Genomic DNA, 23,586 nt, shown 5'->3' on the forward strand with positions numbered 1-23,586 from the left:
ACTCTAACGCATCTCGCGACCGCGGTTCACATCGGTACCGGATCAGCCCAGGTGGTGCACCTGCTGGAGCCGGTGGACGGGGGTGTCGATGCCGGCGTGCCGGGCCTTGAGCTGGAGGGCCAGGTAGAGGGAGTAGTGGCGCGACTGGTGGAGGTTGCCGCCGTGGAACCAGAGGTTCTCCTGCTGGGTCGGCTTCCACATGTTGCGCTGCTCGCCCTCCCACGGGCCGGGGTCCTTGGTGGTGTCGGAGCCGAGGCCCCAGACCTTGCCCACGCGGTCGGCGACCTCCTGGCTGATCAGGTCGGCGGCCCAGCCGTTCATGGATCCGTAGCCGGTGGCGTAGACGACGAGGTCGGCGGGGAGCTCGGTCCCGTCCTCCAGTACGACGGCCGTTTCGGTGAGCCGCGACACCTGGCCGTGCGCCAGCTTCACCTCACCGTCGGCGACGAGCTCGGCGGCGCCGACGTCGATGTAGTAGCCGGAGCCGCGGCGCAGGTACTTCATGAACAGGCCGGACCCGTCGTCGCCCCAGTCGAGGTCGAAGCCGGCGGCGGTCATCCGGTCGTAGAAGTCCTTGTCCCGCTCCCGCATCTGGTCGTACAGCGGGATCTGGAACTCGTGCATGATCTTGTACGGCAGCGACGCGAAGACCAGGTCGGCCTTCTCGGTGGTCATGCCGGCCTCGAGCGCCCGCTCGGAGTAGAGGTCGCCGAGGCCGATGTCCATCAGGGTGTCGCTCTTGACGATGTGCGTCGACGAGCGCTGCACCATCGTGACGTCGGCGCCGGTCTCCCAGAGTGCTCCGCAGATGTCGAAGGCCGAGTTGTTGCTGCCGATCACGACGACCTTCTTGCCGGCGTACGCGTCGGGTCCGGGGTGCTGCGAGGAGTGGTGCTGCTCGCCCTGGAAGATGTCGGAGCCCGGGTACGACGGCACGTTCGGCTTGCCCGACATGCCCGTCGCCATCACGAGGTGGCTGGGCTTGAGGACGAGCGGCTTGCCCTCACGCTCGAGGTGGACGGTCCACTCGCCGGCCTCCTCGTCGTAGGCAGCCGAGGTGGCGATCGTGTTCGACCAGTACGGCACCTCCATCACCCGCGTGTAGAACTCCAGCCAGTCGCCGACCTTGTCCTTCGGCGCGAAGACCGGCCAGTTCTCGGGGAACTTGAGGTACGGCAGGTGGTCGTACCAGACCGGGTCGTGCAGGCACAGCGACTTGTAGCGGTTGCGCCACTGGTCGCCCGGGCGCGGGTGCTTGTCGATCACGAGCGCGGGTACGCCGAGCTGGCGCAGCCGGGCGCCGAGGGCGATGCCACCCTGGCCGCCGCCGACCACGAGGACGTACGGCTGGGTGTCGACACCGAGCGCGGCGTCCTCGGCCTGGCGCTTCTCGAGCCAGGTCACCCGCTCGCGGGTCGCGCCGTGCTCGGCGCCCATCGGGCGTCGTACGCCCTTGGGCTCCTCGTGGTCCTTGAGCTCGTAGAGCGTGGTCAGGAAGGTCCACGCCTTCGGGCCGTCCTCGTCGACGATCCGGACCAGCCCGCGGCCGCGACCCACCGCGGTCTCGAACTCGAACCACGCGGTGGTCACGCCGTCCGCGGTGGCGGCCGGCTCGGTGAGCCGGAAGCAGGAGGGGTCGACGCGGTCGAGGGTGGCGTGGAGGAGGTCGGCGACGCCGTCGGGGTTCTCGACGGTGGTGAGGTTCCAGGAGAAGGCGATCAGGTCGCGCCAGAAGCTGGTGGCGGCGAACAGGCCGGCCGCCCGGTCGACGTCGCGGGCCGCCAGGGCGTCCTCGAAGGCGGCGAACCAGGCGGTGGCGGGGTCGGTGGTGTCGGCCGTGAGGGGCCGTTCGTCGAGCTGGGTCATGCCGAGAAGTCGACTCCCGGGCGGTACGCCGCCGGAACCGTTGCACGTTGTTGCATGTGGTCCCGGTCACACCGGCGCGCCTATCGTGGAGCCATGGCCACGCACGACCTCGCGATGCGGGCCCGCGACCTGGTCCGGATCCACGACGCGGTGCTCTCCGGATCCGCGCCGCCCGAGCGGCCGCGGGCCGTGGTGGCGCGCTCCTGGTCGCGGGTGCTCGGCCTCGGCGTCGACCCCGACGGCCGCAACGGCCGCGACCCGCTGTCGCCGGCGGACGTCGACGCGCGGCGTCGTACGTCGCGCCTGGCGCTGGTCATCGACGAGATCCGTGAGCTGCTGCTGAGCGCTGCCGACGCGTCGAACTACCTGGTCGTGGTCACCGACGCCGACGGCATCGTGCTGTGGCGCAGCGGCTCGCCGCGCGTGAAGCGGCAGGCCGACGGGCTCGGGTTCGCGGAGGGTGCGCTCTGGACCGAGCGGGCGGTCGGCACGAATGCCATCGGCACCGCGCTCGAGGAGGGCACGCCGGTCCAGCTGTTCTCCGCGGAGCACTTCGAGAACGCGCAGGTGCCCTGGTACTGCACCGCCTCGCCGATCCACGACCCGATCGACGGCTCGCTGCTCGGCATCGTCGATGTCAGCGGGCCTGCTCTCACGCTGCACCCGGCGATCGAGGCGCTGGTCACCGCGTCCGTGCGCCTCGCCGAGGCACGGCTGTGGCGCCACCACGAGGAGCGCCTCGAGCAGCTGCGCCGTACCGCCGAGCCGCTGCTGTCCGGGGCCAACGGTCCGTTGCTCGTCGTCGACGACCACGGCTGGGTGGCGGCCCACCAGGGCGTGTCCGTCCGCGACCGGGTCGAGGCACCGCGGGCGGACCGTGCGGTCGCCGTACCGGGGCTGGGGCTGTGTGTCCCCGAACGCCTCCGCGGCGGCTGGCTGATCCGGCCGTCGACGGGGGAGACGGTCCTGCGCGCGACCCTCGACCGTTCGACGACGCCCGCGATGCTGGAGGTCCGTGGCGTGGAGGCGCCGTGGCGCGTCGCGCTCTCGCCCCGGCACGCCGACGTGCTGGCTCTCCTCGGTGCCGCGGGGCGGGGCGGGCTGACCGCCGGGGTGCTGAGCCACCGGCTGTACGGCGACGGTGAGCACCAGGTCACCGTCCGCGCCGAGATCTCCCGGATGCGGCGCGCGCTCGGCGCGCTGCTGGCGACGAACCCCTACCGGCTCGGCGAGGGCGTCGAGCTCACGATCGTCGACTGACCAGGGGGGTCGGTCAGCGGTCGAACCCCAGCAGGGACGCCTCGTTCGCCCGCCAGGCCGCGGCTGCCTCCTTCGTGACCGGGCCGGGTGCCGGCAGCTCGCGGTCGTCCCACCGGTGCACGCCCTGCACGTCGCGCGTGGTCGACACGAGGAAGATCTCCTCGGCGTTCGCCGCCACCTCGATCGGCTCGTCGACCTCACGTGCGCCGAACCACTCGATGACCAGGGCCCGGGTCACGCCGGCCAGGCAGCCGCTCGCCAGGGTCGGCGTGCGCAGCTCGCCGTCGACGACGTAGAACACGTTCGTGCCGGTGCCCTCGCAGAGATTCCCGGCGAGGTTGGCGAACACCGCCTCGCTCGCGCCCTGCTGCTGCGCGCGGGCGAGGGCGACCACGTTCTCGCCGTACGACGTGGTCTTCAGCCCCGCGAGCGCGCCCCGCTCGTTGCGCGGCCATGGCACGGTGATCGCGGCGGTCGTCTCCGCCGCCGGCTCCATCGGGCTCGCCACGACGATCACGGTCAGTGGGTCGGTGCCTCGCCCGCTGCCCAGCGGCGCGTTGCCGCCCGTGACGGTGATCCGCAGGCGTCCGAGGGGGAGCGGGTCTCCCTCGAGGACGGCGGCCACGCCTCGTCGTACCGCTTCGGGGTCGAGGCCGACCAGGCCCAGCCCCTCGGCCGAGCTGACCAGCCGGTCGAGGTGGCGCTGGAACGCGAACGGCTGGCCGTCGACGACCTTCACGGCCTCGAACACCGCGTCGCCCACGGTGAGCCCGTGGTCGGTCACCGGCACCGCCGGCGCCTTCGGGTCGGACAGCAGCTCACCGTTGATCCACGCACGCATGAGGCCAGCCTAGGAGGCCCGCGGCAGCGCCCTTTCTGGGGCCGGTGGGACGTGTGGGGAGAGGGGCGACATGCCGTAGGTGGACCCCCGTTTTGGCGCCGTTCACCGGATCGGCTAATGTTCTCAACCGCAGCGCAGAGCGGGCCGAAAGGCCGGCGAAACGTTGCGATGCGGACATAGCTCAGTTGGTAGAGCGCAACCTTGCCAAGGTTGAGGTCGCGAGTTCGAGTCTCGTTGTCCGCTCGGAGTGGTCAGACCCACTGCCTGACCAGGCCAGTGTGTTCCGGCCACCTGCGGTGGGTTGGCCGAGAGGCGAGGCAACGGACTGCAAATCCGTGTACACGGGTTCAAATCCCGTACCCACCTCCACAACAACTCCACACGGGCGATTGGCGCAGCGGTAGCGCGCTTCCTTGACACGGAAGAGGTCACTGGTTCAAACCCAGTATCGCCCACCAGCAGACACTGAGGCTCCGGCCCGCACAACGCGGACCGGAGCCTTTGTCATTTCGATCGATGCGGGGAGCACATGGGTCTGTTGCGCCGGAAGCCGAAGGCCGGTGGCAGCCGCCAGCGGCGTGCCGGCGACTGCGTCGACGTCGGGTGCACCGCCGCGGAGTGCTTCGCCTGCAACGCGCTCGTGGCCAACGTGGTGCTGGCATCCGTCGCCGGGTACCCGGGCACGCCCCGCGTCTCCGAGGGCAGCGCGGCGGCGCGCCCGCTGCTGCGGCTGATCCGCTCCTACCAGGCCAACGTCTCGGCCCACCGGCCCGCCGTCTGCCACCTCGCGCCGACCTGCTCGCACCACGCCTACGACGTGTTGCTCCGCCGCGGTGCCCGCGGTCTGCCCGAGGTACGACGCCGGCTGCGCGCCTGCGCACGAGCGGGCCGGGCTGCTCGATCGGCCCGCAGCGGCACCGGGCCGGCCGCGTCCTGACCCGGCTGGGGAATCGACTGCGTGTCGCCCGACCCCGGCCGATACGATCAAGGGGGCGCCCGACCGGGCGTCCCGCCCTGCCGATTGGCACAGCCGAAGGAGCACCTCCGTGTCCGACATCAAGGTCGTCGTACTCACCCCCGATGGGCGCAAGGAGTCGACGGTCACGGAGGGCACGAAGGCCTGGGAGCTGTTCCGCGACGACGCCGACGTGATCGCGGCGCGCGTGGGCGACCAGCTCAAGGACCTGTCGTATCCCTTGGCCGACGGCGACGAGGTCGAGGGCGTGCTGATCGGGAGCCCCGACGGGCTCGACATCCTGCGGCACTCGACCGCTCACGTGCTGGCGCAGGCGGTGCAGCAGCTGTTCCCGGAGGCCAAGCTCGGCATCGGGCCGCCGATCGACAACGGCTTCTACTACGACTTCGACGTCCCGGTGCCGTTCGTGCCCGAGGACCTCGTCAAGCTCGAGACCGCGATGCGCAAGATCATCAAGGAGAACCAGCGCTTCGACCGCCGGGTCACCACCGACGAGGACGCGCTCGTCGAGCTGGCCGACGAGCCCTACAAGGTCGAGCTGATCGGCCTGAAGGGCTCGGCTGCGGACGCCGCCGAGGGGGCGTCCGCCGAGGTCGGAGCCGGCGAGCTGACCATCTACGACAACCTCAACCGCAACGGCGAGGTGGCGTGGAAGGACCTCTGCCGTGGGCCGCACCTGCCGACCACCAAGCGGATCCCGGCCTTCAAGCTGATGCGCAGTGCGGCGGCGTACTGGCGCGGTGACGAGAAGAACAAGCAGCTCCAGCGCATCTACGGCACCGCGTGGCCGAGCAAGGAGGAGCTCGAGGAGCACCTCCACCGGCTCGAGGAGGCCGAGCGCCGCGACCACCGTAAGCTCGGGCGCGAGCTCGACCTGTTCTCGTTCCCCGACGAGATCGGCTCCGGCCTGCCGGTGTTCCACCCCAAGGGTGGCGTGGTCAAGCGGGAGATGGAGGACTACGTCCGCCGCCGGCACATCGAGGAGGGCTTCTCCTACGTCGGCACCCCGCACATCAGCAAGGACGGCCTGTTCCACACCTCGGGCCACCTGCCGTACTACGCCGACACGATGTTCCCGCCGATGGAGTTCGAGGGCGCGAACTACCAGCTGAAGGCGATGAACTGCCCGATGCACAACCTGATCTTCAGCAGCCGGGGGCGCTCGTACCGCGAGCTGCCGCTGCGCCTGTTCGAGTTCGGGAGCGTCTACCGCTACGAGAAGTCCGGCGTCATCCACGGCCTGACCCGCGTCCGCGGCTTCGCGCAGGACGACTCGCACTCGTACTGCACGCCCGAGCAGGCGCCGGCCGAGGTCAAGCACCTGCTGGGCTTCATGCTCGGCGTGCTCAAGGACTTCGGCCTCGACGACTTCTACCTCGAGCTGTCGACCCGCGACGACGCGAAGCCCGACAAGTTCGTCGGCTCCGACGAGGACTGGGCGACCGCGACCAAGGTGCTCGAGGACGTCGCCGCCGAGACCGGCCTCGAGCTGGTCCCCGACCCGGGCGGCGCCGCGTTCTACGGCCCGAAGATCTCGGTGCAGGCCAAGGACGCCATCGGCCGCACCTGGCAGATGGGCACGGTCCAGTACGACTTCAACCAGCCCGCCCGCTTCGGCCTCGAGTACACCTCGCCCGACGGCTCCAAGCAGCAGCCGGTGATGATCCACTCCGCGAAGTTCGGCTCGATCGAGCGCTTCCTCGGCGTCCTCGTCGAGCACTACGCCGGCGCCTTCCCCCCGTGGCTCGCCCCGGTGCAGGTCGTCGGGATCCCGGTCGCCGACGCCTTCACCGACTACCTCTACGAGGTCACCGGGCAGCTCAAGGCGCGCGGGATCCGGGTCGAGGTCGACGAGTCCGACGACCGCTTCCAGAAGAAGATCCGCAACGCGCAGCTGCAGAAGATCCCCTTCATGCTCATCGCCGGGGGCGAGGACGTCGAGAAGGGCGCGGTCAGCTTCCGCTACCGCGACGGGCGCCAGGACAACGGCGTGCCGATCGCCGAGGCGATCGAGCGTGTGGTCGCCGCGGTGACCAGCCGCGAGCAGGTCTGATCCGGATGCGCAGGGGGGCAGCGGGCGTCGTACTCCTGGCGCTGCTGCCTGCCCTGGCCGCGTGCGGCGGGTCGGACCCGAACGCCGGCGCACCGCCGCGCCCACCGGCCTCCAGCCAGACCACGGCGAGCCCGAGCGACGACGGCCGTCCGGCGGGTGACGCCGGCGACCCGGGGGACGGGGCGAGCGACCTGGCCAAGCTGGCCGAGGAGGCTGCCCGCGCGGCGAGCGAGACGGCGACGAGCAATATCGCCCCGCGTGACGGCGACGTGCTCGGCGGCGACGTGAGCTGGCCGCAGTGCCCGAAGGGGATGGGCATCCCCGAGAAGAAGGGGCTCGGCCTGCCGATGCCGCTGCCCTCGGCGGAGTACGTCGTGCTCGGGCTGACCAACGGCCCCGGGTTCACGCCCAACCCGTGCCTGGCCGACCAGGTCCAATGGGCCAAGGACAACGACGTGCTGGTTGCGGTCTACGCCGTGTCGTCGTACCCGGACGCGGCGACGCTGGCCGACGAGGGCGCCAACGGCCCCTACGACGCCTCGACGAAGCTCGGCCAGCTCAAGAACGTCGGCTACGCGCAGGCCCGCTTCAACATCGGCACCATGGCCGTCGTCGGCCTGCTCAGCCCGATCGTGTGGATCGACGTCGAGCCGGTCCCGGTCTTCGAGTGGAGCAAGGACCTGCGCGCCAACGCGGCCGTCATCGAGGGCGTCGCCCGGGGGTACGTCGACGCCGGCTTCCGGATCGGCGTCTACTCCACGCCCAGCCTCTACCAGCGCGTGGTCGGCGACTTCGACCTCGGCGGCGTCCCGGAGTGGCGCGCCGCCGGCCAGACGTCGAAGGCCGAGGCGCTCCACCGGTGCGGCGACGACTGGTCGATCCAGGGCGGCAGGGCCGTGATGGGCCAGTGGGTCGAGCAGCGCCGCGACCTCAACGTCACCTGCCCGGGCATCGCCGCCGACCTCGGCCAGTGGTTCCACCGGTTCACGTGAGAGGGTTTGCCAATGGGTGTTGACGACAGCGGCGAGCTCCTGGACGGACGTCGTCGACGCTGGCAGGAGCACAACCAGGTCCGCCGGCAGGTCATCATCGACGCCGCGATCGCCGTGCTCGAGCGTCAGGCTCCGGGCGAGGAGTTCCAGGTGCAGGCCGTCGCCGACGAGGCGAGCATGAGCCGCACCGTGATCTACCGCCACTTCGAGGACCGCTCCGACCTCGACCGTGCCGTCCAGCGCCAGATCTGCGACGACGTCGGCGACCAGCTGCTGCCCGCGCTGTCCTACGACGGCACGCCGGACCAGATCATCCACCGGATCGTCGGCAACTTCATCCGCTGGGCCGAGGCACACCCCGCGCTCTACTGGTTCGCCGACCGCGACCTGTCCGACTGGGGCCCCAGCCCCCTGAGCCTGGCGGTCCAGCAGGTGGCCGAGGGCATCGAGGGGATCATGGCCGTCGTGGTCGCCGCGCTCGGCGTCGAGCTCAGCGACGACGACCGCGCGGCGCTCGACCCGTGGGTGTTCGGCATGATCGGCGCGGTCTTCGCCGCCGTACGCCGGTGGCTGGAGCGCGATGTCCGCGAGCCCAGCATCGAGACCTGCATCGACATCCTCTCCGAGTCGATCTGGCTGCAGATCAACGGCATGGCCCTCTCCCGCGGCCTCAACCTGCCCGACCTTCCCGTGTCCGACCTGCTGCAGACGCTGTCGCCGTCCGGCAGCGACGAGGAGTGACTCCTTCCGTGACCGACCCCGACGGGCTCGAGCGGCTCTGGACGCCGCACCGGATGTCCTACGTGCGCGGCGAGGAGGACACCGATCCCACGCACGCCGACCCGCGTCCGGCCTGCCCGTTCTGCCGGATCAGGCCCGACCCGGCGACGTCGACCGACGACGAGCTGGTCGTGGCGCGCGGCGAGACGGCGTACGCCGTGCTCAACCTCTACCCCTACAACCCGGGCCACCTGATGGTGCTGCCGTACCGCCACGTCGCCGACTACACCGAGCTCGACGACAAGGAGACCGACGAGGTCGCCGCGCTGACCAAGGCCGCGCTGCGCGCGATCCGGACGGTCTCGCAGCCGCATGCGTTCAACGTCGGGCTGAACCTCGGGGGAGCGGCCGGCGGCTCGCTGTCGGGCCACCTGCACCAGCACGTCGTCCCGCGCTGGTCGGGCGACTCGAACTTCATGACCGTCGTCGCCGGCACCAAGACGCTCCCGCAGCTGCTGGGCGACACCCGCGATCTGCTCGCCGCGGCCTGGCAGTAGTAGGTTCTCGACCCGTGTTGGAGCGCTTCAAGGAGTTCTGGGCCGGGACCGTGCTGCACCCGTTCGTGCGGTTGTTCATCCGGATGGGCATCAGCCCGGACGCGGTGACCCTCGTCGGCACCCTCGGCGTCAGCGCGGGCGCGCTGATCTTCTTCCCGCAGGGCGAGTTGCTGATCGGCGTCCTGTTCATCACCGCCTTCGTGTTCAGCGACCTGATCGACGGCCGGATGGCCCGCGAGATGGGCCGGGTCTCGAAGTTCGGCGCCTTCTGGGACTCCACCCTCGACCGGATCGGCGACGGCGCGATCTTCGGCGGCCTCGCGCTCTACTACGCCGGCACCGGGGCCGACCAGGGCGACAGCTACCTCTACCTCTGCGTGACCCTGTGGTGCCTGGTGATGGGCTCGGTCACCTCCTACGCGCGGGCCCGCGCCGAGTCGCTCGGCATGGACGCCAGGGGCGGCATCGCCGAGCGCGCCGACCGCCTGGTCTCGATCCTCGTCATGACGGGCCTGAGCGCCATCTTCGACCTCCCGATCCTGATGGAGGTCACGCTCTGGGCGCTGGCCGTCGCGAGCACCTACACGGTGATCTTCCGGGTGCTGAAGGTACGACGCCAGGCCCTCGCGGCCGAGGCGGAGGCGGCCGCGTCCGCAGGGGAACCCGAGGCGTAGCCACGCCGGCCCCCGCCGTACGATTGGGGGCATGAGCGAGCAGGCAGAGCCCACTTCTGGGCAGGGCACCACCCGGGTCAAGCGCGGCATGGCCGAGATGCTCAAGGGTGGCGTCATCATGGACGTCGTCACCCCGGAGCAGGCGAAGATCGCCGAGGACGCCGGCGCGGTGGCGGTGATGGCGCTGGAGCGCGTTCCGGCCGACATCCGCGCCCAGGGTGGGGTGTCGCGGATGAGCGACCCCGACATGATCGACGGCATCATCGAGGCGGTCTCGATCCCGGTGATGGCCAAGGCCCGGATCGGCCACTTCGCCGAGGCCCAGGTGCTGCAGTCCCTGGGTGTGGACTACATCGACGAGTCCGAGGTGCTGACCCCGGCCGACTACGCCAACCACATCGACAAGTGGGCCTTCACGGTTCCCTTCGTGTGTGGTGCGACCAACCTGGGCGAGGCGCTGCGGCGGATCACCGAGGGTGCGGCCATGATCCGCTCCAAGGGCGAGGCCGGCACCGGTGACGTGTCCAACGCGGTGACCCACATGCGCACGATCCGTGCGGAGCTGCGCCGGCTCACGGTGCTGTCCGACGACGAGCTGTACGTCGCGGCCAAGGAGCTGCAGGCGCCGTACGACCTGGTCGTGGAGGTGGCCCGCAGCGGCAAGCTGCCGGTCGTGCTGTTCACGGCGGGTGGCATCGCGACCCCGGCCGACGCGGCGATGATGATGCAGCTGGGCGCCGAGGGTGTCTTCGTGGGCTCGGGCATCTTCAAGTCCGGCAACCCGGCCCAGCGTGCCGAGGCGATCGTGAAGGCCACGACCTTCTTCGACGACCCGGACGTGGTCGCGAAGGTCTCGCGCGGCCTGGGCGAGGCCATGGTCGGCATCAACGTCGACGAGCTGCCGCAGCCCCACCGCCTGGCCGAGCGCGGCTGGTGAGCCGGCGGGCCGACGCGCCCGCACCCCCTGCATGACCCATCGGAACCATGGTCTTGACACATCAGGACCATGGTTCGGTGTTTTTACCGGGCCAATGTCCCGGTTTTCCCACGGGATCATGACCCCGCATGTTTGCCTTCGTTCTGACACCAGAGCGCTCCCGCGCTGGAAGTCAACCATCACATCAGACAGCCAGACCTGGGGACAAACAGGCATGGGGACTGGAGACACGGAATGAAGAAGACGACGAAGGGCGCGCTCGCTGCGGGCTCCGCCGCAGTGCTGCTCATGGGTGGTGCGGGCACCCTGGCCTTCTGGAACGCCAACACCGATGTCGACGGCGTCGCCGTCACCGCCGGTGAGCTCAAGATCATCAACGACAACTGCGTCGACGCCGACTGGGTGTTCGACAGTGGTGAGGACGAGGCGGACAAGGTCTACGCGGCCGGCGACCTGATCGTCCCGGGTGACGAGCTGACCAAGACCTGCACCTTCGAGATCCAGGCGACGGGTGAGCACCTCCGGGCCAACCTCGACGTCACCGAGCCGAGCCTCTCCGGTGCGCTCGCCCCGAACCTGACCCTCGTCGACACCTACCAGGTCGGTGGCGTGGACCTCGTCGACGGCGACATCACCGAGGACAACGACGGCGACGTGGTCACCGCGAACATCTCGGTGACGTTCAACGGCAGCTCCACCAACGCGACCCAGACGCTGGCCGGCGCCCTGTCGGACTTCACGCTCTCGCTGACCCAGGACCACGACTGATCCTCTGATCAGTCGTAGCTGAACGGTGGTTCCCTCGGTCCGAGCGACCTTCGGCTGGATCGGCCAGGTCGTCTCCTGGCTGGTGATCCTCGGTGTGGCGCTCGCCCTGGCAGTCGCGGTGATCATCCCGCGGCTGGCAGGTGCGACGCCCTACACCGTGCTCACCGGGTCGATGCAGCCGACGTACCCGCCCGGGACCCTGGTGGTCGTCAAGCCGACGGACTTCGACGAGCTCGCCATCGGTGACGTGGTCACCTACCAGCGGGAGTCGGGCAAGTCCACAGTGGTCACTCACCGGGTGGTGGGGACGGGGACCCGCTTCGACGGGACCAGGACCGTCACCACCCGGGGGGACGCCAACCAGGATCCCGATCGGAACCCGGTTCTCGCTGTTCAGGTCAAGGGAAAGCTCTGGTACGCCGTCCCGTACCTGGGCTACGTCAACAATGCGTTGTCCGGTCAGGAGCGGCAGTGGGCCGTCATCGCGGTGTCGGCCCTCCTGATCGGCTACGCGGCGTTCATGTTCGTCAGTGCCCTCCGCGACCGCCGGCGGGCGAAGAGGGAGTCGCCGGAACCGGTCGCGGAGGCGCTGGGGATGCCGATGGAGGAGCTGTCCGAGGAGCAGGGCACCCACTCGTCGGCAGCACCGCCACCGCCGCGAACGGGAACGCGCAGCAACCGCCGGCTCGCGCCGGTCATGGTCGGAACAGCCGGCCTGGTGTTCGGCCTGGTCCTCATCAGGTCGCGACACCATCACGGGAGAGAACAGACAGGAAGGGCATCGTCGTGATCCGCCGCCTCGCCGTACCGATCGGGGCCATCGCTGCTGCGGTGGTCACGCTGGTCGCTGCGCCCGCACACGCGGACGACGAGATCGGCCTCAGTCGCGACGGTGTCACCTGGTCGACGGAGCTGACCGCGCCCCTGTTCGACCCGGACTTCAGGTTTGTGCCGGGGGACCAGGAGGTGCGCTCCTTCCGCGTGCGCAACGACGGACCGTCGGCCGGTGTGCTGACCGTCGACGTCATCGCGAGCGATCCCGACCTCCTGCTGGCCGACGACGACTTCACCCTCGAGGCGCGCATCGGCAACGGGCCGTGGCTCTCCGTCGGCGCCGGCACCACGCGCGCCGTCACCGAGCTGAAGGTCGCCGAAGGCGCACAGACCCGTGTCTCGGTGCGGGCTACCTTCGACTGGGACTCCACTCGTCAGGTCCAGTCGGTCCCCTTCCGGGTCCACCTCAACCTGGCCGAGGACGGCGACGTCGGCGGTGTCGACAACGGCAACGGTGACGGCGACGGGGGAGACGGCGACGTCGGCGGCGAGGACGACGCGCTTCCGAGCACGGGTGCCGCGGTGGCACCGGGCCTGCTGTGGCTGGCCGCCGGCCTGATCGGCTCGGGACTCGCACTGCTGCGCCGCCGCGACCGCCGCGAGGAGGCCAGCAACCATGTCCAGGCATGAATCCCGCCACCGCCACGAGCGCAGCCGCTGGTTCGGGCGCGGCCGAACGCGCGCGCTGCTGTCCGTAGGCCTGCTGCTCGGCGCCGGCGCCGTCGCGACCTCGGCGTACTGGCACGACGAGGCCACCGTGGACGGTGCGTCGGTGCAGGCCGGCGCGATCCACATCGACCTCGCCACCAACAACAAGGTGAAGCCCGAGACCTACGTGTGGAGCGACCTGTCCGGGAGCATCCCGGCGACGGGTGGCTCCGTCGCCAAGGTGCTCCGGGTCCGCAACAACAGCAACGGCCGGCTGACCTTCGGCTACACCGTCTCGGCAACCGCGTCCGGCTCGCTCGGAGCCGCGCTCAAGGTGACCGTGCTCAAGGGGGGATCCGTGAGCAGCTCGACCTGCACCGGCGGTACCGCTGTCGGTACGGCGGGTGTGAGCCTGAACGGGTTCAGCGCCTCCGGCGGCAACCTGGCCGCCACCGCGGCCACGCCGTACCACGACCTGTGCGTCCAGGTGACGCTCCCGCCGAGCTCGGGCGTCGGCCAGCTCCAGTCCTCCAACGTCGTCCTGACGTTCAACGCCACGCAGGTGATCGCGTGACCAGGCTCGCACGGTGGGCCCGCGAGGCCGTGCTCTGGACGGGCAGCGTCCTCGGCGCCCTCTGCCTGGCCAGCTTCGTCGCCGGCTGGCTGTTCCACGTGACGCCGCTGGTCTTCGTCTCGGGGTCGATGAGCCCGGACTACGAGGCCGGAGCCCTGGGCATCGCGCACCAGGTCCCTGCCTCGGACATCGCCGTCGGTGATGTCGTGAGCGTCGTCAACGCGGGGGGTGACCGGGTGACCCACCGGGTCGTCGGTGCCGCGCCCTCGGGCGACCTCGTCGGCCTCACCCTCCGGGGCGACACCAACGACACGCCCGACGCCGAGACCTACTACGTCGGCGCTGCCGACCGTGTGGTCCTCGGCCTCCCGTACGCCGGCTACGCGCTGGCCGCCGCGACGACGCCGGTCGGCCTCCTTGCGGCCGGCCTGCTGGTCCTGGCTGCGCTGGCGCTGGGCTTCTCGCGTCGCGACGGTGACGGCCCCAGTCGTACCGGGAAGGGCACACGTGTGCTCGCCCCTGCCGGTCTCGCCTCGGTGCTCGCGCTCGGCGGCGTCCTCGGGCTCGGCGGTGGCGCGCCGTGGGCGTTCACGTCCGCCGTCTGGACCGACTCCGCGACGGCGACCGCCACGATCACCACTCCGGACACGACGCCGCCGGTGCTGTCGAACCCGCTGCCCGCCAACGCGGCGTCCGGAACCGCTTGGACGACGATGTCCTGCTCGTCGAGCGCCAACCAGGTCTGCGTGACGGCGACGGACACGAGCGGGTCGGGGGTCAGCACGGTCTTCGTCAAGCTGGTCCGCACCAGTGGCACGACGCAGTGCTGGGACGGCTCGGCCTTCGTCAACGGCACGGCCTGCGCCGCGCAGCCGATGACGCTCGTCTCGGGCAACCAGTACCGGAGCTCGGGCCTGACGTCGGCGCTGATGGTCAACGGTACCTACCAGACGACGTACACGGCGTCCGACGTCGCGGGCAACTCCGCTACGCCGCTCGTCACGTCGTTCACGGTGGCTGTGCCGGCCCCGGCCAAGCCGACCATCACCGCCTGCGTGAACACCGCCAACGGCAGTGCCCCCTATCGCCTCACCTGGACCTGGCCCGGCCCGGGCAACCCCGACTCGTTCGCGGTGGTCTACAGCGTCAACCCGGGCGGCACGCGGGTGACGACCTTCGCGGGCAACCTGCGGACAGGGGACACCGTGGACATCAACAACGAGGCAGGCAACTTCAAGCTCGTGGCCGTTGTCGGCGGCGTGCAGTCCGTGGTCTCGAACCAGGCGAACTACCAGGGCAACGGCGGCGGCAAGACGTGCAACGTGCCCTGACAAGGAGTCCTCAGACCGCCTGAGCCTTCGCCGATGAACAGGCATGACCACCGCCCGTCCGCGCGACCCGCGCCGCCGCCGTAGCCTCGTGCTGGCCGCGGCCGGTGCTCTCGCGGCCGCGCTCCTGGTCCTGGGCGTCAGCGGCACCCTGTCCAGCTGGACACGGGCGATCCTGACCAACGACACCAACACGCTCGAGGCAGCGCAGTCGCTGATCCTCGAGGAGACCGGTCCGGGCGCCGTGGTCTGCACGTCGACCGACGGCGGGGGATCGGGCAACGCCTTCACCTGCTCGACCATCGACAAGTACGGCGGCACCGCGTCCCCGCTCGGACCGGGTGACCACCAGAGCGTGACGGTCACGCTCAAGAACACGGGTACGACGAGCGGTCCGCTCGCGCTCGCACCGGGCGTGTGCGCGACCAGCGGTGGCAGCCCGACCGCGACCGCGAGCATCTGCGACACCGCCGAGGTCACCCTGGTGTGCACCGCGCCGAGCGCCGTCGACACCACGGGCAGCCCGGTCGTCCTGTCGGCCTTCGGCGACCAGGCCGTCGTCGTCACGCTCGCCGCCGGTGCGTCGACGGACTGCACCTTCGACGTCGCGCTGCCGGTGTCGGCCTCGCCGCAGGTCGCGGGTCAGACCGCGACCCAGCCGCTCGTCTGGACGCTGGGTTGAGATGGCCCGCCACGCGCGCCGCCGGTACGCCGACCCCCGCGCGCTGCTGCTCGGTGCCTGCGCCGTCGCCGCAACCCTGCTGACGCTCAGCGTCAACGGCACGCTGGCCGACTGGACCAGCGCGGTCCTCACCAACAGCACGAACACCGTCGCGAGCTCGACGGCCGTGATCCTCCAGGAGGTCGGGCCCGACGGCACGGCTGGCCACGCGACGCAGACCTGCCGTTCCAGTGACGCCGCAGCCAACGCCGCGACCTGCAACACGATCAACAAGTACGGCGGCACCAGCTCGCCGCTCGGTCCGGGGTCCAACCAGGCGACGGACGTCGTGTTCACCAACCTCGGCGCGGCGAACGCGACCAGCTTCGTGCTGACGCCGGGCACCTGCAGCTCCACCCCGTCGACCGGTACGCCGACCCCGAACAACCTGTGCACCACCGACCTCACGGTGGCGATCAGCTGCTCGGGCGGGTCGACGTACTCGGCCGGGTCGGCGTGGACCGACCTGGTCTACGCCGCGGGCGCGGCCACCAGCATCCCGACCCTCACCCACACGCCGGGCATGGCGTCCGGGGCGTCGGCGACCTGCAGGATCACGGTCGCGCTGCCGGCCGGCGCGTCGGTCCTCGACCAGGGCCTCACGCTGAGCCAGCCCCTGAGCTGGACCCTGAACAAGTGACCGGCGCGCGGCACCGCCGGCCTCGACCGCGGGGCCGCTGGTTCGCCGCCGTCGCCTTCGTGTCCCTGCTCGGCCTGGTCGCCGGCACGTCCGGGACGCTGTCGGGCTGGACCGGCGCGACGGTCACCAACGCGACCGGCACGGCCGCCGTCGGCAGGCTCGCGGTCACGCACACCTACGGTGCGGGCTCCTGCGCCGGCGGCCCGCGGACGGCGGCCGTGACCTGCACGGGCTCGCTCGCGCCGGTGGCCGGTGCGCCCGCCAGCACCAACGACACCATCGCCAACGACAGCGACCGTGCGCTGACGCAGAGCCTGACCGCCGCGTCCTGCGCACCGGTCCGCCTCCTCAACACCCAGCAGGCCGCGGACCCGATGCTGCCGCGCCAGGCGGTCGCCTTCCAGCAGCCCGACCCGTGGGGGACGACGTCGGCCGCGACGTTCAGCGGTGCCGGCTACGCCACGGACATCGTCGGCACCAACGGCTCCGGCCTGCTCGGCCTGCTCTCCAACAACTACTCGCTCGGCGTGTGGTTCAACGCGGCCGACGCCCAGGGCGGGGGACTGCTCAGCCTCAGCGGCAGCCTGTCCAACGGTGCCGGTGTGGCGAACCCCGCGCTCTGGCTCGACACCGCCGGGAAGGTGCGGGTGGCGGTCTCCAGCACGCTCGGCACCTCGCAGCTCGCCAGCGCGTCGTCGTACTCGTCGGGGTGGCACCACGCCGTCGTCACCGTCTCCAAGGCGGTCCTCGGCGTCACCATGACCGTCACCCTGTACGTCGACGGGGGCTCGGTGGCCTCGACGACGGTGCTCGCCCTGCTCACCGGCACGAGCGGGTACTGGCACCTGGGCTGGTCCGACTTCACCGGCCTCACCGCACCCACGTCGTCGTCCTTCCACGGCCGTCTCACCGGCGCCTTCGTCAACCAGTCGAGCGCACTGTCGGCGGGCACGGTGTCGTCGCTCTTCGCCGCGGGGAGTGCGACGTCGTACCGGACGACGGTGGCGGGCCTCTCCGGCACCGCCTCGGTGTGGATGCTCGGTGACGACGGGCTCACGACGTACGCCGGCACCCTGCCCGGGGCCATGGCCGACCCCTGCGGCCAGGTCAACGTCACACTCACCTTCGCCGCGCCGGCCGCCACCTTCGGGCCGATGACCCTCAACGCGCTGGCGCTCCCGGCCAGCAACCCGCGCACGGTCGCCGCACCGGCGGCGGGTCAGTCGCAGACCCTGGCGGTCAGCACCACCCGCGGTGCGTCGTACAGCACCGAGATCACGGGCCTGCGGCTGCTCGTGCCGCTGACCTTCGGCTACGGCACCAGCCCGGCGACGAGCTGGACCATGACGATGCAGTGGGGCGGCGATCCCGCCGCGGTGTTCGTGGCATGAACGCTCGACGGATCGCGGTGGTCGCACAGTGGCTGCTGCTCGCGGCCGTGGTCGTCGCGGTCACGGCCGCCGGTGCGTGGCGGCTCGGCGGCGGACGGTGGGAGCGCGTCGAGACCGCGTCGATGGGCACCGCGGCGCCGGTGAACTCCCTGCTGTGGGTCGAGCCCACCGACTTCGACGCCCTGCAGGTCGGCGACTTCATCACCTTCCACCCGCCGGGCGACTCGTCGGTCAGCTACAGCCACCGCGTCGCGGCAGTCCACGGCGACGGCACGGTCGAGACGCAGGGTGACATCACCGCGCGCGACCCGTGGCGGGTCACGGAGGGCGACCTCGTCGGCGCGGTGGTGTGGACCTGGCCGGGCGCCGGGTGGCTCGTCGTCGCCGCACCGGTGCTGCTGCTTGGCGGCCTGCTGCTGGCCGCCGCGGTCGCGATGATCCGGCGCCGGGACTGGCGGCTGCCGGTCGCGATCGTCGGGGGAGCGCTGCTGCTCAGCGTCGCGATCGTCGTGCACCGCCCGCTGGTCCGGGCCCAAGAGCTCGGGTTCGGCGAGGTGGCGGGCGGTGCCCGGGCGACGTACGTCTCGACGGGGCTGGCCCCCGTCCGGCTCGAGGCGCACCGCGGCCCCCACGTCGATCTCCACGACGGCGAGGTCGGCTCGGTCCTGATCACCCACAAGGACGCCGACGGCCGCTACGGCATCTCGATGCACCCGCGGATCCCGTTCTGGTGGTGGGTGGTCCTGGTGGCCGTCTGCTTCCTGCCTGCCCTCGGCGCGTTCGCCTCCGGCGGCGCACCTAGCGGTCACCCCCGGACGTTCTCCGGGTGCCCTGCACACCGGGCACGCACCTCGCGGCGTTGCCGACGCTTGCGAGACGACGCGGTATGGCTGCGCGCCGGCGCCTTGCGAGGCACGCACCCGGAGCACAGGACACCACGCAGAACGTCCGGGGGTGACCCCTAGGATCAGTGCCCATGCCGTCCATCGGAGTCTTCGCCCTGCAGGGCGACGTCCGCGAGCACCTGCAGACCCTCACCGCCCTGGGCGTCGACGCCTTCCCGGTACGCCGCCCGTCGGAGCTCGAGCGTTGCGACGGACTGGTGCTGCCCGGCGGTGAGTCCACCACCATGGCCAAGCTGGCGCGCACCTTCGAGTTGCTCGACCCGCTGCGCGAGCGGATCCACGGCGGCATGCCCACCTTCGGCACCTGCGCCGGCATGATCCTGCTCGCCGACCGGATCGAGGGCGGCACGTCGGACCAGGAGACCATCGGCGGCCTCGACGCCACCGTGCGCCGCAACGCCTTCGGCCGCCAGGTCGACTCCTTCGAGGCCGACCTCGAGCTGACCGGGCTCGATGCGCCGGTGCACGCCGTCTTCATCCGCGCACCGTGGGTCGAGCAGACCGGTCCGGAGGTCGAGGTGCTCGCCGAGGCGCACGGTCATCCGGTCGCCGTACGGCAGGGGCACCTGCTCGCGACGTCCTTCCACCCGGAGGTCGACGGGGACGGCCGGGTGCACCGGCTCTTCCTCGAGCTGGTCGCCGGATAAGGTTGCAGGGCTGTTTCGGCAGCCGCATGTCGTCGAGGTAGATAGAGGGACGGGAAATGTCTGGCCACTCCAAGTGGGCGACCACGAAGCACAAGAAGGCCGCGATCGATGCCAAGCGCGGCAAGCTCTTCGCGAAGCTGATCAAGAACATCGAGATCGCGGCGAAGATGGGCGGTCCCGACCCCACCGGCAACCCCACGCTCTTCGACGCCATCCAGAAGGCGAAGAAGCAGTCGGTCCCCAACAAGAACATCGACTCCGCGGTGAAGCGCGGTGGCGGTCTCGAGGGTGGCGGCGTCGACTACGAGACGATCATGTACGAGGTCTACGGCCCCCAGGGCGTCGCCCTGCTGGTGGAGTGCCTCACCGACAACCGCAACCGGGCCGCGATGGAGGTCCGCACCGCGGTGACCCGCAACGGCGGCACCATGGCCGACCCCGGCTCGGTCTCCCGCCTGTTCACCCGCAAGGGCGTGGTCGTCGTCGCGAAGCAGCAGGAGGGCAAGGAGGTCTCCGAGGACGACCTCCTCGAGGCCACCCTCGATGCCGGTGCCGAGGACGTCGCCGACCACGGCGAGGCCTTCGAGATCCAGTCGGAGGCCACCGACGTCGTCGCGGTCCGCAGCGCCCTCCAGGACGCCGGCATCGACTACGAGTCCGCCGAGGTCCAGTTCGTCGCATCGATGGACATCCCCGTCGCCGACCCGGTCGCCGCGGGCAAGGTGTTCAAGCTCGTCGACGCGGTCGACGACCTCGACGACGTGCAGAACGTCTTCAGCAACGCCGACATCCCCGACGAGGTCCTCGACCAGGTCGAGGAGTGAGCCGCGCCGCCCGTTTGGGCGGCCGGCACCAGGGGAGGCCTTCGCGTGGCGGGCGTCATCGGGACGCCCGAAGCGAAAGGAACCCCCCATGCACCTGCGTTCCCTGATCCGCCTCGCCGTCGTGGCGATCTCCCTGAGCATCGCCGGCCTCGCCGCGCTGCCGCAGGCACCGTCCAAGGCCGCCACGAGCACCGCGACGGTCGTCGTACCTGATGGCCCGGTGGCGGCGCGCGGCATCTGCGGCAACTGGAAGGGCGCCGTCGCGGGCTACACGGGATGGGCGACCTCGAAGTCCGAGTGCAACGTCTTCGGCAGCTCCTCGACGCCGGCCAAGCCCTACCAGTGGGGCTACACCTGGCAGATCCCGCCCTACAGCAACGGCCGCATCTGCGTGCAGGGCCTTGGCTACAAGTGGAGCGCGACCAAGAAGAAGACCGTCTCCACGTGGGTGTCCCTGGGCTGCGGCACCAGCGGCGGCGGCAAGGTCCCGTGGTACGGGCCGAAGCGCACCCTCAACGGCAAGACGTACTACCTGGGCGTGGCGGCCACGCCGAAGGTCCGAGCCAAGGTCCAGCTCGGCTTCCTCGGCGGCGCCTACTCCTGGAAGGGCTGAGCCCGGCGGTACGCCGCGCGACGAGCAGGACATGCGGAACCTCCGGGTTCCGCGTGTCCTGTTCGCGTCTCGCGGGACGACCGGCTAGCGTTCGTACGAACACATGTTCGGACGAGAGGTGACGACGTGCGCGTGCTCGGGATCGACCCGGGGCTGACCCGCTGCGGGCTCGGCGTGGTCGACGGATCGATCGGCCGGCCGCTGACGCTGGTCGACGTCGGCGTCGTCCGCACCTCGGCGCACCTCGGTGTCCCCGAGCGGCTGGTCACGATCGAGCAGGGGATCGACGCCCGCCTCGACGAGTACCAGCCGGACGCGGTCGCCATCGAGCGGATCTTCGCGCGCTCCGACGTCAGCACGATCATGGGCACCGCCCAGGCGGCCGGGATCGCGATGGTCTGCGCCGCCCGACGCGGCCTGCCCGTCGCGCTGCACACCCCGAGCGAGGTCAAGGCCGCCGTGTCGGGCAACGGCCGGGCCGACAAGGCGCAGGTGGGCGCGATGGTGACCCGCATCCTGCGTCTCGACGCGATGCCGAAGCCGGCCGACGCCGCCGACGCGCTCGCCCTCGCCATCACCCACATCTGGCGAGGCGGCACCCAGGCGCGGATCGACGCCGCGCTGGCCGCCGCCCGTCCGCCCCGCTCCCGCATCCCCGGAGGAGTCCGATGATCGCGTTCGTCCGCGGCACCGTCGCTGCCGTCACGCTCTCCAGCGCCGTGGTGGAGGTGGGCGGCGTCGGCCTCGAGCTGATGTGCACGCCGGGCACGCTCGCCCAGCTGCGCACGGGTCGCCAGGCGACGCTGCCGACGAGCATGATCGTGCGCGAGGACTCGCTGACCCTCTACGGCTTCGCCGACGAGGAGGAGAAGACCATCTTCGAGCTCGTGCAGACCGCGTCCGGGGTCGGTCCCAAGCTCGCGCAGGCGATCGTCGCGGTGCTGAGCCCCGACGGCGTCCGTACCGCCATCGCCGGCGACGACGTCAAGACGCTGACCAAGGTCCCCGGCATCGGCCAGAAGGGCGCGCAGCGGATCATCCTCGAGCTCAAGGACCGGATCGGCGCGCCGACCGGCTCCACCCCGGCCGGTACGACGAGCGCGGCCGCCGCCTGGCGCGACCAGGTCCACCAGGGCCTCGTCGGTCTCGGGTACGCCGCCAAGGACGCCGAGAAGGCCGTCGACGCCGTTGCCGAGCAGGCGGGCGGCGACACCCCCGACGTCGGCGCGCTCCTGCGCGCCGCGCTCCGCACCCTCTCCAAGGCGTGATCACTCATGCCCTTCCACGAGGACGAGCTGGCCGAGGCTGAGGACCAGCACCTCCGCTCGCTCACGGCCGCCGAGGCCGAGGGCGACGAGCGCGCGGTCGAGGCGGCGCTGCGACCGCGCAGCCTCGACGAGGTCGTCGGCCAGGCGCGGGTGCGCGACCAGCTGGGGCTGGTGCTGGAGGCGGCCCGTCAGCGGGGGAGGGCGCCCGACCACGTGCTGCTCTCCGGCCCTCCGGGGCTCGGCAAGACGACGCTGGCCATGATCATCGCCCACGAGATGACCACCCCGCTGCGCATCACCAGCGGCCCGGCGATCACCCACGCGGGTGACCTGGCGGCGATCCTGTCGGGGCTCAACGAGGGCGAGGTCCTCTTCGTCGACGAGATCCACCGGATGTCGCGCCCGGCCGAGGAGATGCTCTACCTCGCGATGGAGGACTTCCGGGTCGACGTGGTGATCGGCAAGGGTCCGGGCGCCACGGCGATCCCGCTGGAGATCCCACCGTTCACCCTGGTCGGCGCGACCACCCGGGCGGGGCTCCTGCCCGGCCCGCTGCGCGACCGCTTCGGGTTCACCGCCCACCTCGAGTTCTACGAGCCGGCCGAGCTCGACCTGATCGTGCGCCGCAGCGCCGGCCTGCTCGGTGTCGACCTCACCGGCGAGGGCTCGGCCGAGATCGCCGGCCGCTCCCGCGGCACCCCCCGCATCGCCAACCGCCTGCTGCGCCGGGTCCGCGACTACGCCCAGGTGCGCGCCGACGGGACCGTCACCCGCGAGGTCGCGCAGTCCGCACTCGACCTCTACGAGGTCGACGAGCTCGGCCTCGACCGGCTCGACCGGGCCGTGCTCGACGTGCTCTGCCGCCGGTTCGGCGGGGGACCGGTCGGGGTGTCCACGCTCGCGGTCGCCGTCGGCGAGGAGCGCGAGACCGTCGAGGAGGTCGCCGAGCCGTTCCTCGTGCGCAACGGCTTCCTCGCGCGCACCCCCCGGGGCCGGATCGCCACGCCGGCGGCCTGGCGCCACCTCGGGCTCACGCCGCCGGCGTACCCGGACGACGTGGCGGGCCCGACCCTGTTCGAGGACTGACCCCGGGGCTCGACCTGTCGGATCAGGCGTCGATCCACGGACAACTGGGGTCCGTGGCTACACTTCCCGACGGCGTGCCCGCACTGTGACGTGGGCGACGCTGTTCCCTGCCCCGCTGGAGAGGTTCGTCTGTGGAAGCCGCTGCACAAATCCTGCCGATCGTGGCGATCGCGGCCATCTTCTGGTTGCTGATCATCCGGCCGGCATCGCGCCAGCGCAAGGAGGCGGCGCAGCTGCAGTCGGCCCTGGCCGTGGGTGACGACGTCATGCTCACCTCCGGCATCTTCGGCACGATCGTCGACAGCACCGACGACGAGCTCCAGGTCGAGGTGGCGCCGGGCGTCGTGATCCGCGTGGTCCGTGGCGCCGTGGCGTCCGTACGACGTGAGCTCGACGCCGACGGCACGCCCGTCGACCCCGCCGACACCCCCGCATCCCCCGACGACGAAGAGGACCGCTGACC

General features: G+C 71.2%; 26 protein-coding genes and 3 tRNA genes. 27 read left to right on the top strand and 2 right to left on the bottom strand.

The window, feature by feature from the left end:
- Positions 1-42: 42 nt before the first annotated feature.
- Complete coding sequence (locus ASE20_RS04785) at positions 43-1,866, bottom strand: flavin-containing monooxygenase (protein WP_056893382.1); 1,824 nt, start codon at positions 1,864-1,866, stop codon at positions 43-45.
- Positions 1,867-1,959: 93 nt separating this feature from the next.
- On the opposite strand from ASE20_RS04785, the gene ASE20_RS04790 reads away from it, so the two are divergent.
- Complete coding sequence (locus ASE20_RS04790; RefSeq protein ID WP_056893383.1) at positions 1,960-3,126, top strand: GAF domain-containing protein; 1,167 nt, start codon at positions 1,960-1,962, stop codon at positions 3,124-3,126.
- Positions 3,127-3,139: 13 nt separating this feature from the next.
- On the opposite strand, the gene ASE20_RS04795 is transcribed toward ASE20_RS04790, so the two are convergent.
- Complete coding sequence (locus tag ASE20_RS04795; protein ID WP_056893384.1) at positions 3,140-3,967, bottom strand: aminotransferase class IV; 828 nt, start codon at positions 3,965-3,967, stop codon at positions 3,140-3,142.
- A gap of 170 nt (positions 3,968-4,137) precedes the next feature.
- Here ASE20_RS04795 and ASE20_RS04800 point away from each other — a divergent pair.
- The 26 genes from ASE20_RS04800 (at position 4,138) to yajC (ending at position 23,584) form a co-directional block, all read left to right on the top strand.
- Positions 4,138-4,210 (top strand) — tRNA-Gly (locus tag ASE20_RS04800).
- 52 nt (positions 4,211-4,262) lie between these two features.
- A tRNA-Cys gene (locus ASE20_RS04805) sits at positions 4,263-4,336 on the top strand.
- A gap of 14 nt (positions 4,337-4,350) precedes the next feature.
- Positions 4,351-4,425, top strand: a tRNA-Val gene (locus tag ASE20_RS04810).
- Positions 4,426-4,496: 71 nt separating this feature from the next.
- Complete coding sequence (yidD, locus tag ASE20_RS04815; RefSeq protein WP_056893385.1) at positions 4,497-4,904, top strand: membrane protein insertion efficiency factor YidD; 408 nt, start codon at positions 4,497-4,499, stop codon at positions 4,902-4,904.
- A gap of 109 nt (positions 4,905-5,013) precedes the next feature.
- Complete coding sequence (gene thrS, locus ASE20_RS04820; RefSeq protein WP_056893386.1) at positions 5,014-6,996, top strand: threonine--tRNA ligase; 1,983 nt, start codon at positions 5,014-5,016, stop codon at positions 6,994-6,996.
- Positions 6,997-7,001: 5 nt separating this feature from the next.
- A complete protein-coding gene (locus tag ASE20_RS04825) occupies positions 7,002-7,988 on the top strand; it encodes a hypothetical protein (protein WP_056893387.1) in 987 nt (328 codons plus the stop codon).
- Between the two features lie 12 nt (positions 7,989-8,000).
- Positions 8,001-8,729 (top strand): TetR/AcrR family transcriptional regulator, encoded by a 729-nt coding sequence (locus ASE20_RS04830; RefSeq protein WP_056893388.1) that lies wholly within the window; start codon positions 8,001-8,003, stop codon positions 8,727-8,729.
- An 8-nt stretch (positions 8,730-8,737) separates the two neighbouring features.
- On the top strand, positions 8,738-9,265 hold the full coding sequence (locus ASE20_RS04835) for an HIT family protein (RefSeq protein WP_412778605.1): 528 nt from the start codon (positions 8,738-8,740) through the stop codon (positions 9,263-9,265).
- Between the two features lie 14 nt (positions 9,266-9,279).
- Positions 9,280-9,939, top strand: a complete 660-nt coding sequence (pgsA, locus tag ASE20_RS04840; RefSeq protein WP_056893390.1) for a phosphatidylinositol phosphate synthase — start codon at positions 9,280-9,282, stop codon at positions 9,937-9,939.
- Between the two features lie 31 nt (positions 9,940-9,970).
- Positions 9,971-10,876: a pyridoxal 5'-phosphate synthase lyase subunit PdxS gene (gene pdxS, locus ASE20_RS04845; RefSeq protein ID WP_056893391.1), complete on the top strand. Its 906-nt coding sequence runs from the start codon at positions 9,971-9,973 to the stop codon at positions 10,874-10,876.
- Positions 10,877-11,110: 234 nt separating this feature from the next.
- Positions 11,111-11,644, top strand: coding sequence for an alternate-type signal peptide domain-containing protein (locus ASE20_RS04850; RefSeq protein WP_056893392.1), 534 nt, complete (start codon positions 11,111-11,113; stop codon positions 11,642-11,644).
- A gap of 25 nt (positions 11,645-11,669) precedes the next feature.
- Complete coding sequence (locus ASE20_RS04855; protein WP_082612160.1) at positions 11,670-12,434, top strand: signal peptidase I; 765 nt, start codon at positions 11,670-11,672, stop codon at positions 12,432-12,434.
- The gene (locus tag ASE20_RS04860; protein WP_056893393.1) at positions 12,431-13,108 is read left to right on the top strand and encodes an LPXTG cell wall anchor domain-containing protein; all 678 of its coding nucleotides are present in this window, start codon (positions 12,431-12,433) and stop codon (positions 13,106-13,108) included. Before ASE20_RS04855 ends, ASE20_RS04860 begins: the two co-directional genes overlap by 4 nt.
- Positions 13,095-13,700: a SipW-dependent-type signal peptide-containing protein gene (locus tag ASE20_RS24620; protein WP_056893394.1), complete on the top strand. Its 606-nt coding sequence runs from the start codon at positions 13,095-13,097 to the stop codon at positions 13,698-13,700. Before ASE20_RS04860 ends, ASE20_RS24620 begins: the two co-directional genes overlap by 14 nt.
- On the top strand, positions 13,697-15,031 hold the full coding sequence (locus ASE20_RS04870) for a signal peptidase I (protein WP_056893395.1): 1,335 nt from the start codon (positions 13,697-13,699) through the stop codon (positions 15,029-15,031). The genes ASE20_RS24620 and ASE20_RS04870 overlap by 4 nt, the downstream gene beginning before the upstream one ends.
- A 43-nt stretch (positions 15,032-15,074) precedes the next feature.
- Entirely contained in the window at positions 15,075-15,710 is a 636-nt protein-coding gene (locus ASE20_RS04875) for a hypothetical protein (protein WP_056893396.1), read from the top strand.
- 1 nt (position 15,711) lies between these two features.
- Entirely contained in the window at positions 15,712-16,389 is a 678-nt protein-coding gene (locus ASE20_RS04880) for a hypothetical protein (RefSeq protein ID WP_056893397.1), read from the top strand.
- Entirely contained in the window at positions 16,386-17,780 is a 1,395-nt protein-coding gene (locus tag ASE20_RS04885; RefSeq protein ID WP_056893398.1) for a hypothetical protein, read from the top strand. Before ASE20_RS04880 ends, ASE20_RS04885 begins: the two co-directional genes overlap by 4 nt.
- The gene (locus ASE20_RS04890; protein ID WP_056893399.1) at positions 17,777-18,745 is read left to right on the top strand and encodes a S26 family signal peptidase; all 969 of its coding nucleotides are present in this window, start codon (positions 17,777-17,779) and stop codon (positions 18,743-18,745) included. The genes ASE20_RS04885 and ASE20_RS04890 overlap by 4 nt, the downstream gene beginning before the upstream one ends.
- An 11-nt stretch (positions 18,746-18,756) precedes the next feature.
- Complete coding sequence (gene pdxT, locus ASE20_RS04895; RefSeq protein WP_056893400.1) at positions 18,757-19,332, top strand: pyridoxal 5'-phosphate synthase glutaminase subunit PdxT; 576 nt, start codon at positions 18,757-18,759, stop codon at positions 19,330-19,332.
- Between the two features lie 56 nt (positions 19,333-19,388).
- Positions 19,389-20,156, top strand: a complete 768-nt coding sequence (locus ASE20_RS04900; RefSeq protein ID WP_056893401.1) for a YebC/PmpR family DNA-binding transcriptional regulator — start codon at positions 19,389-19,391, stop codon at positions 20,154-20,156.
- Positions 20,157-20,244: 88 nt separating this feature from the next.
- Complete coding sequence (locus tag ASE20_RS04905) at positions 20,245-20,769, top strand: hypothetical protein (protein ID WP_056893402.1); 525 nt, start codon at positions 20,245-20,247, stop codon at positions 20,767-20,769.
- A 126-nt stretch (positions 20,770-20,895) separates the two neighbouring features.
- Entirely contained in the window at positions 20,896-21,441 is a 546-nt protein-coding gene (gene ruvC / locus ASE20_RS04910) for a crossover junction endodeoxyribonuclease RuvC (RefSeq protein ID WP_056893403.1), read from the top strand.
- Positions 21,438-22,037, top strand: a complete 600-nt coding sequence (gene ruvA / locus ASE20_RS04915; protein WP_056893404.1) for a Holliday junction branch migration protein RuvA — start codon at positions 21,438-21,440, stop codon at positions 22,035-22,037. The genes ruvC and ruvA overlap by 4 nt, the downstream gene beginning before the upstream one ends.
- Before the next feature lie 6 nt (positions 22,038-22,043).
- A complete protein-coding gene (ruvB, locus tag ASE20_RS04920) occupies positions 22,044-23,123 on the top strand; it encodes a Holliday junction branch migration DNA helicase RuvB (protein WP_056893405.1) in 1,080 nt (359 codons plus the stop codon).
- Between the two features lie 131 nt (positions 23,124-23,254).
- Positions 23,255-23,584, top strand: coding sequence for a preprotein translocase subunit YajC (yajC, locus tag ASE20_RS04925; RefSeq protein ID WP_225869214.1), 330 nt, complete (start codon positions 23,255-23,257; stop codon positions 23,582-23,584).
- Positions 23,585-23,586: the final 2 nt, after the last annotated feature.

It is taken from the genome of Nocardioides sp. Root240 (assembly GCF_001428825.1).
Classification (GTDB): domain Bacteria; phylum Actinomycetota; class Actinomycetes; order Propionibacteriales; family Nocardioidaceae; genus Nocardioides.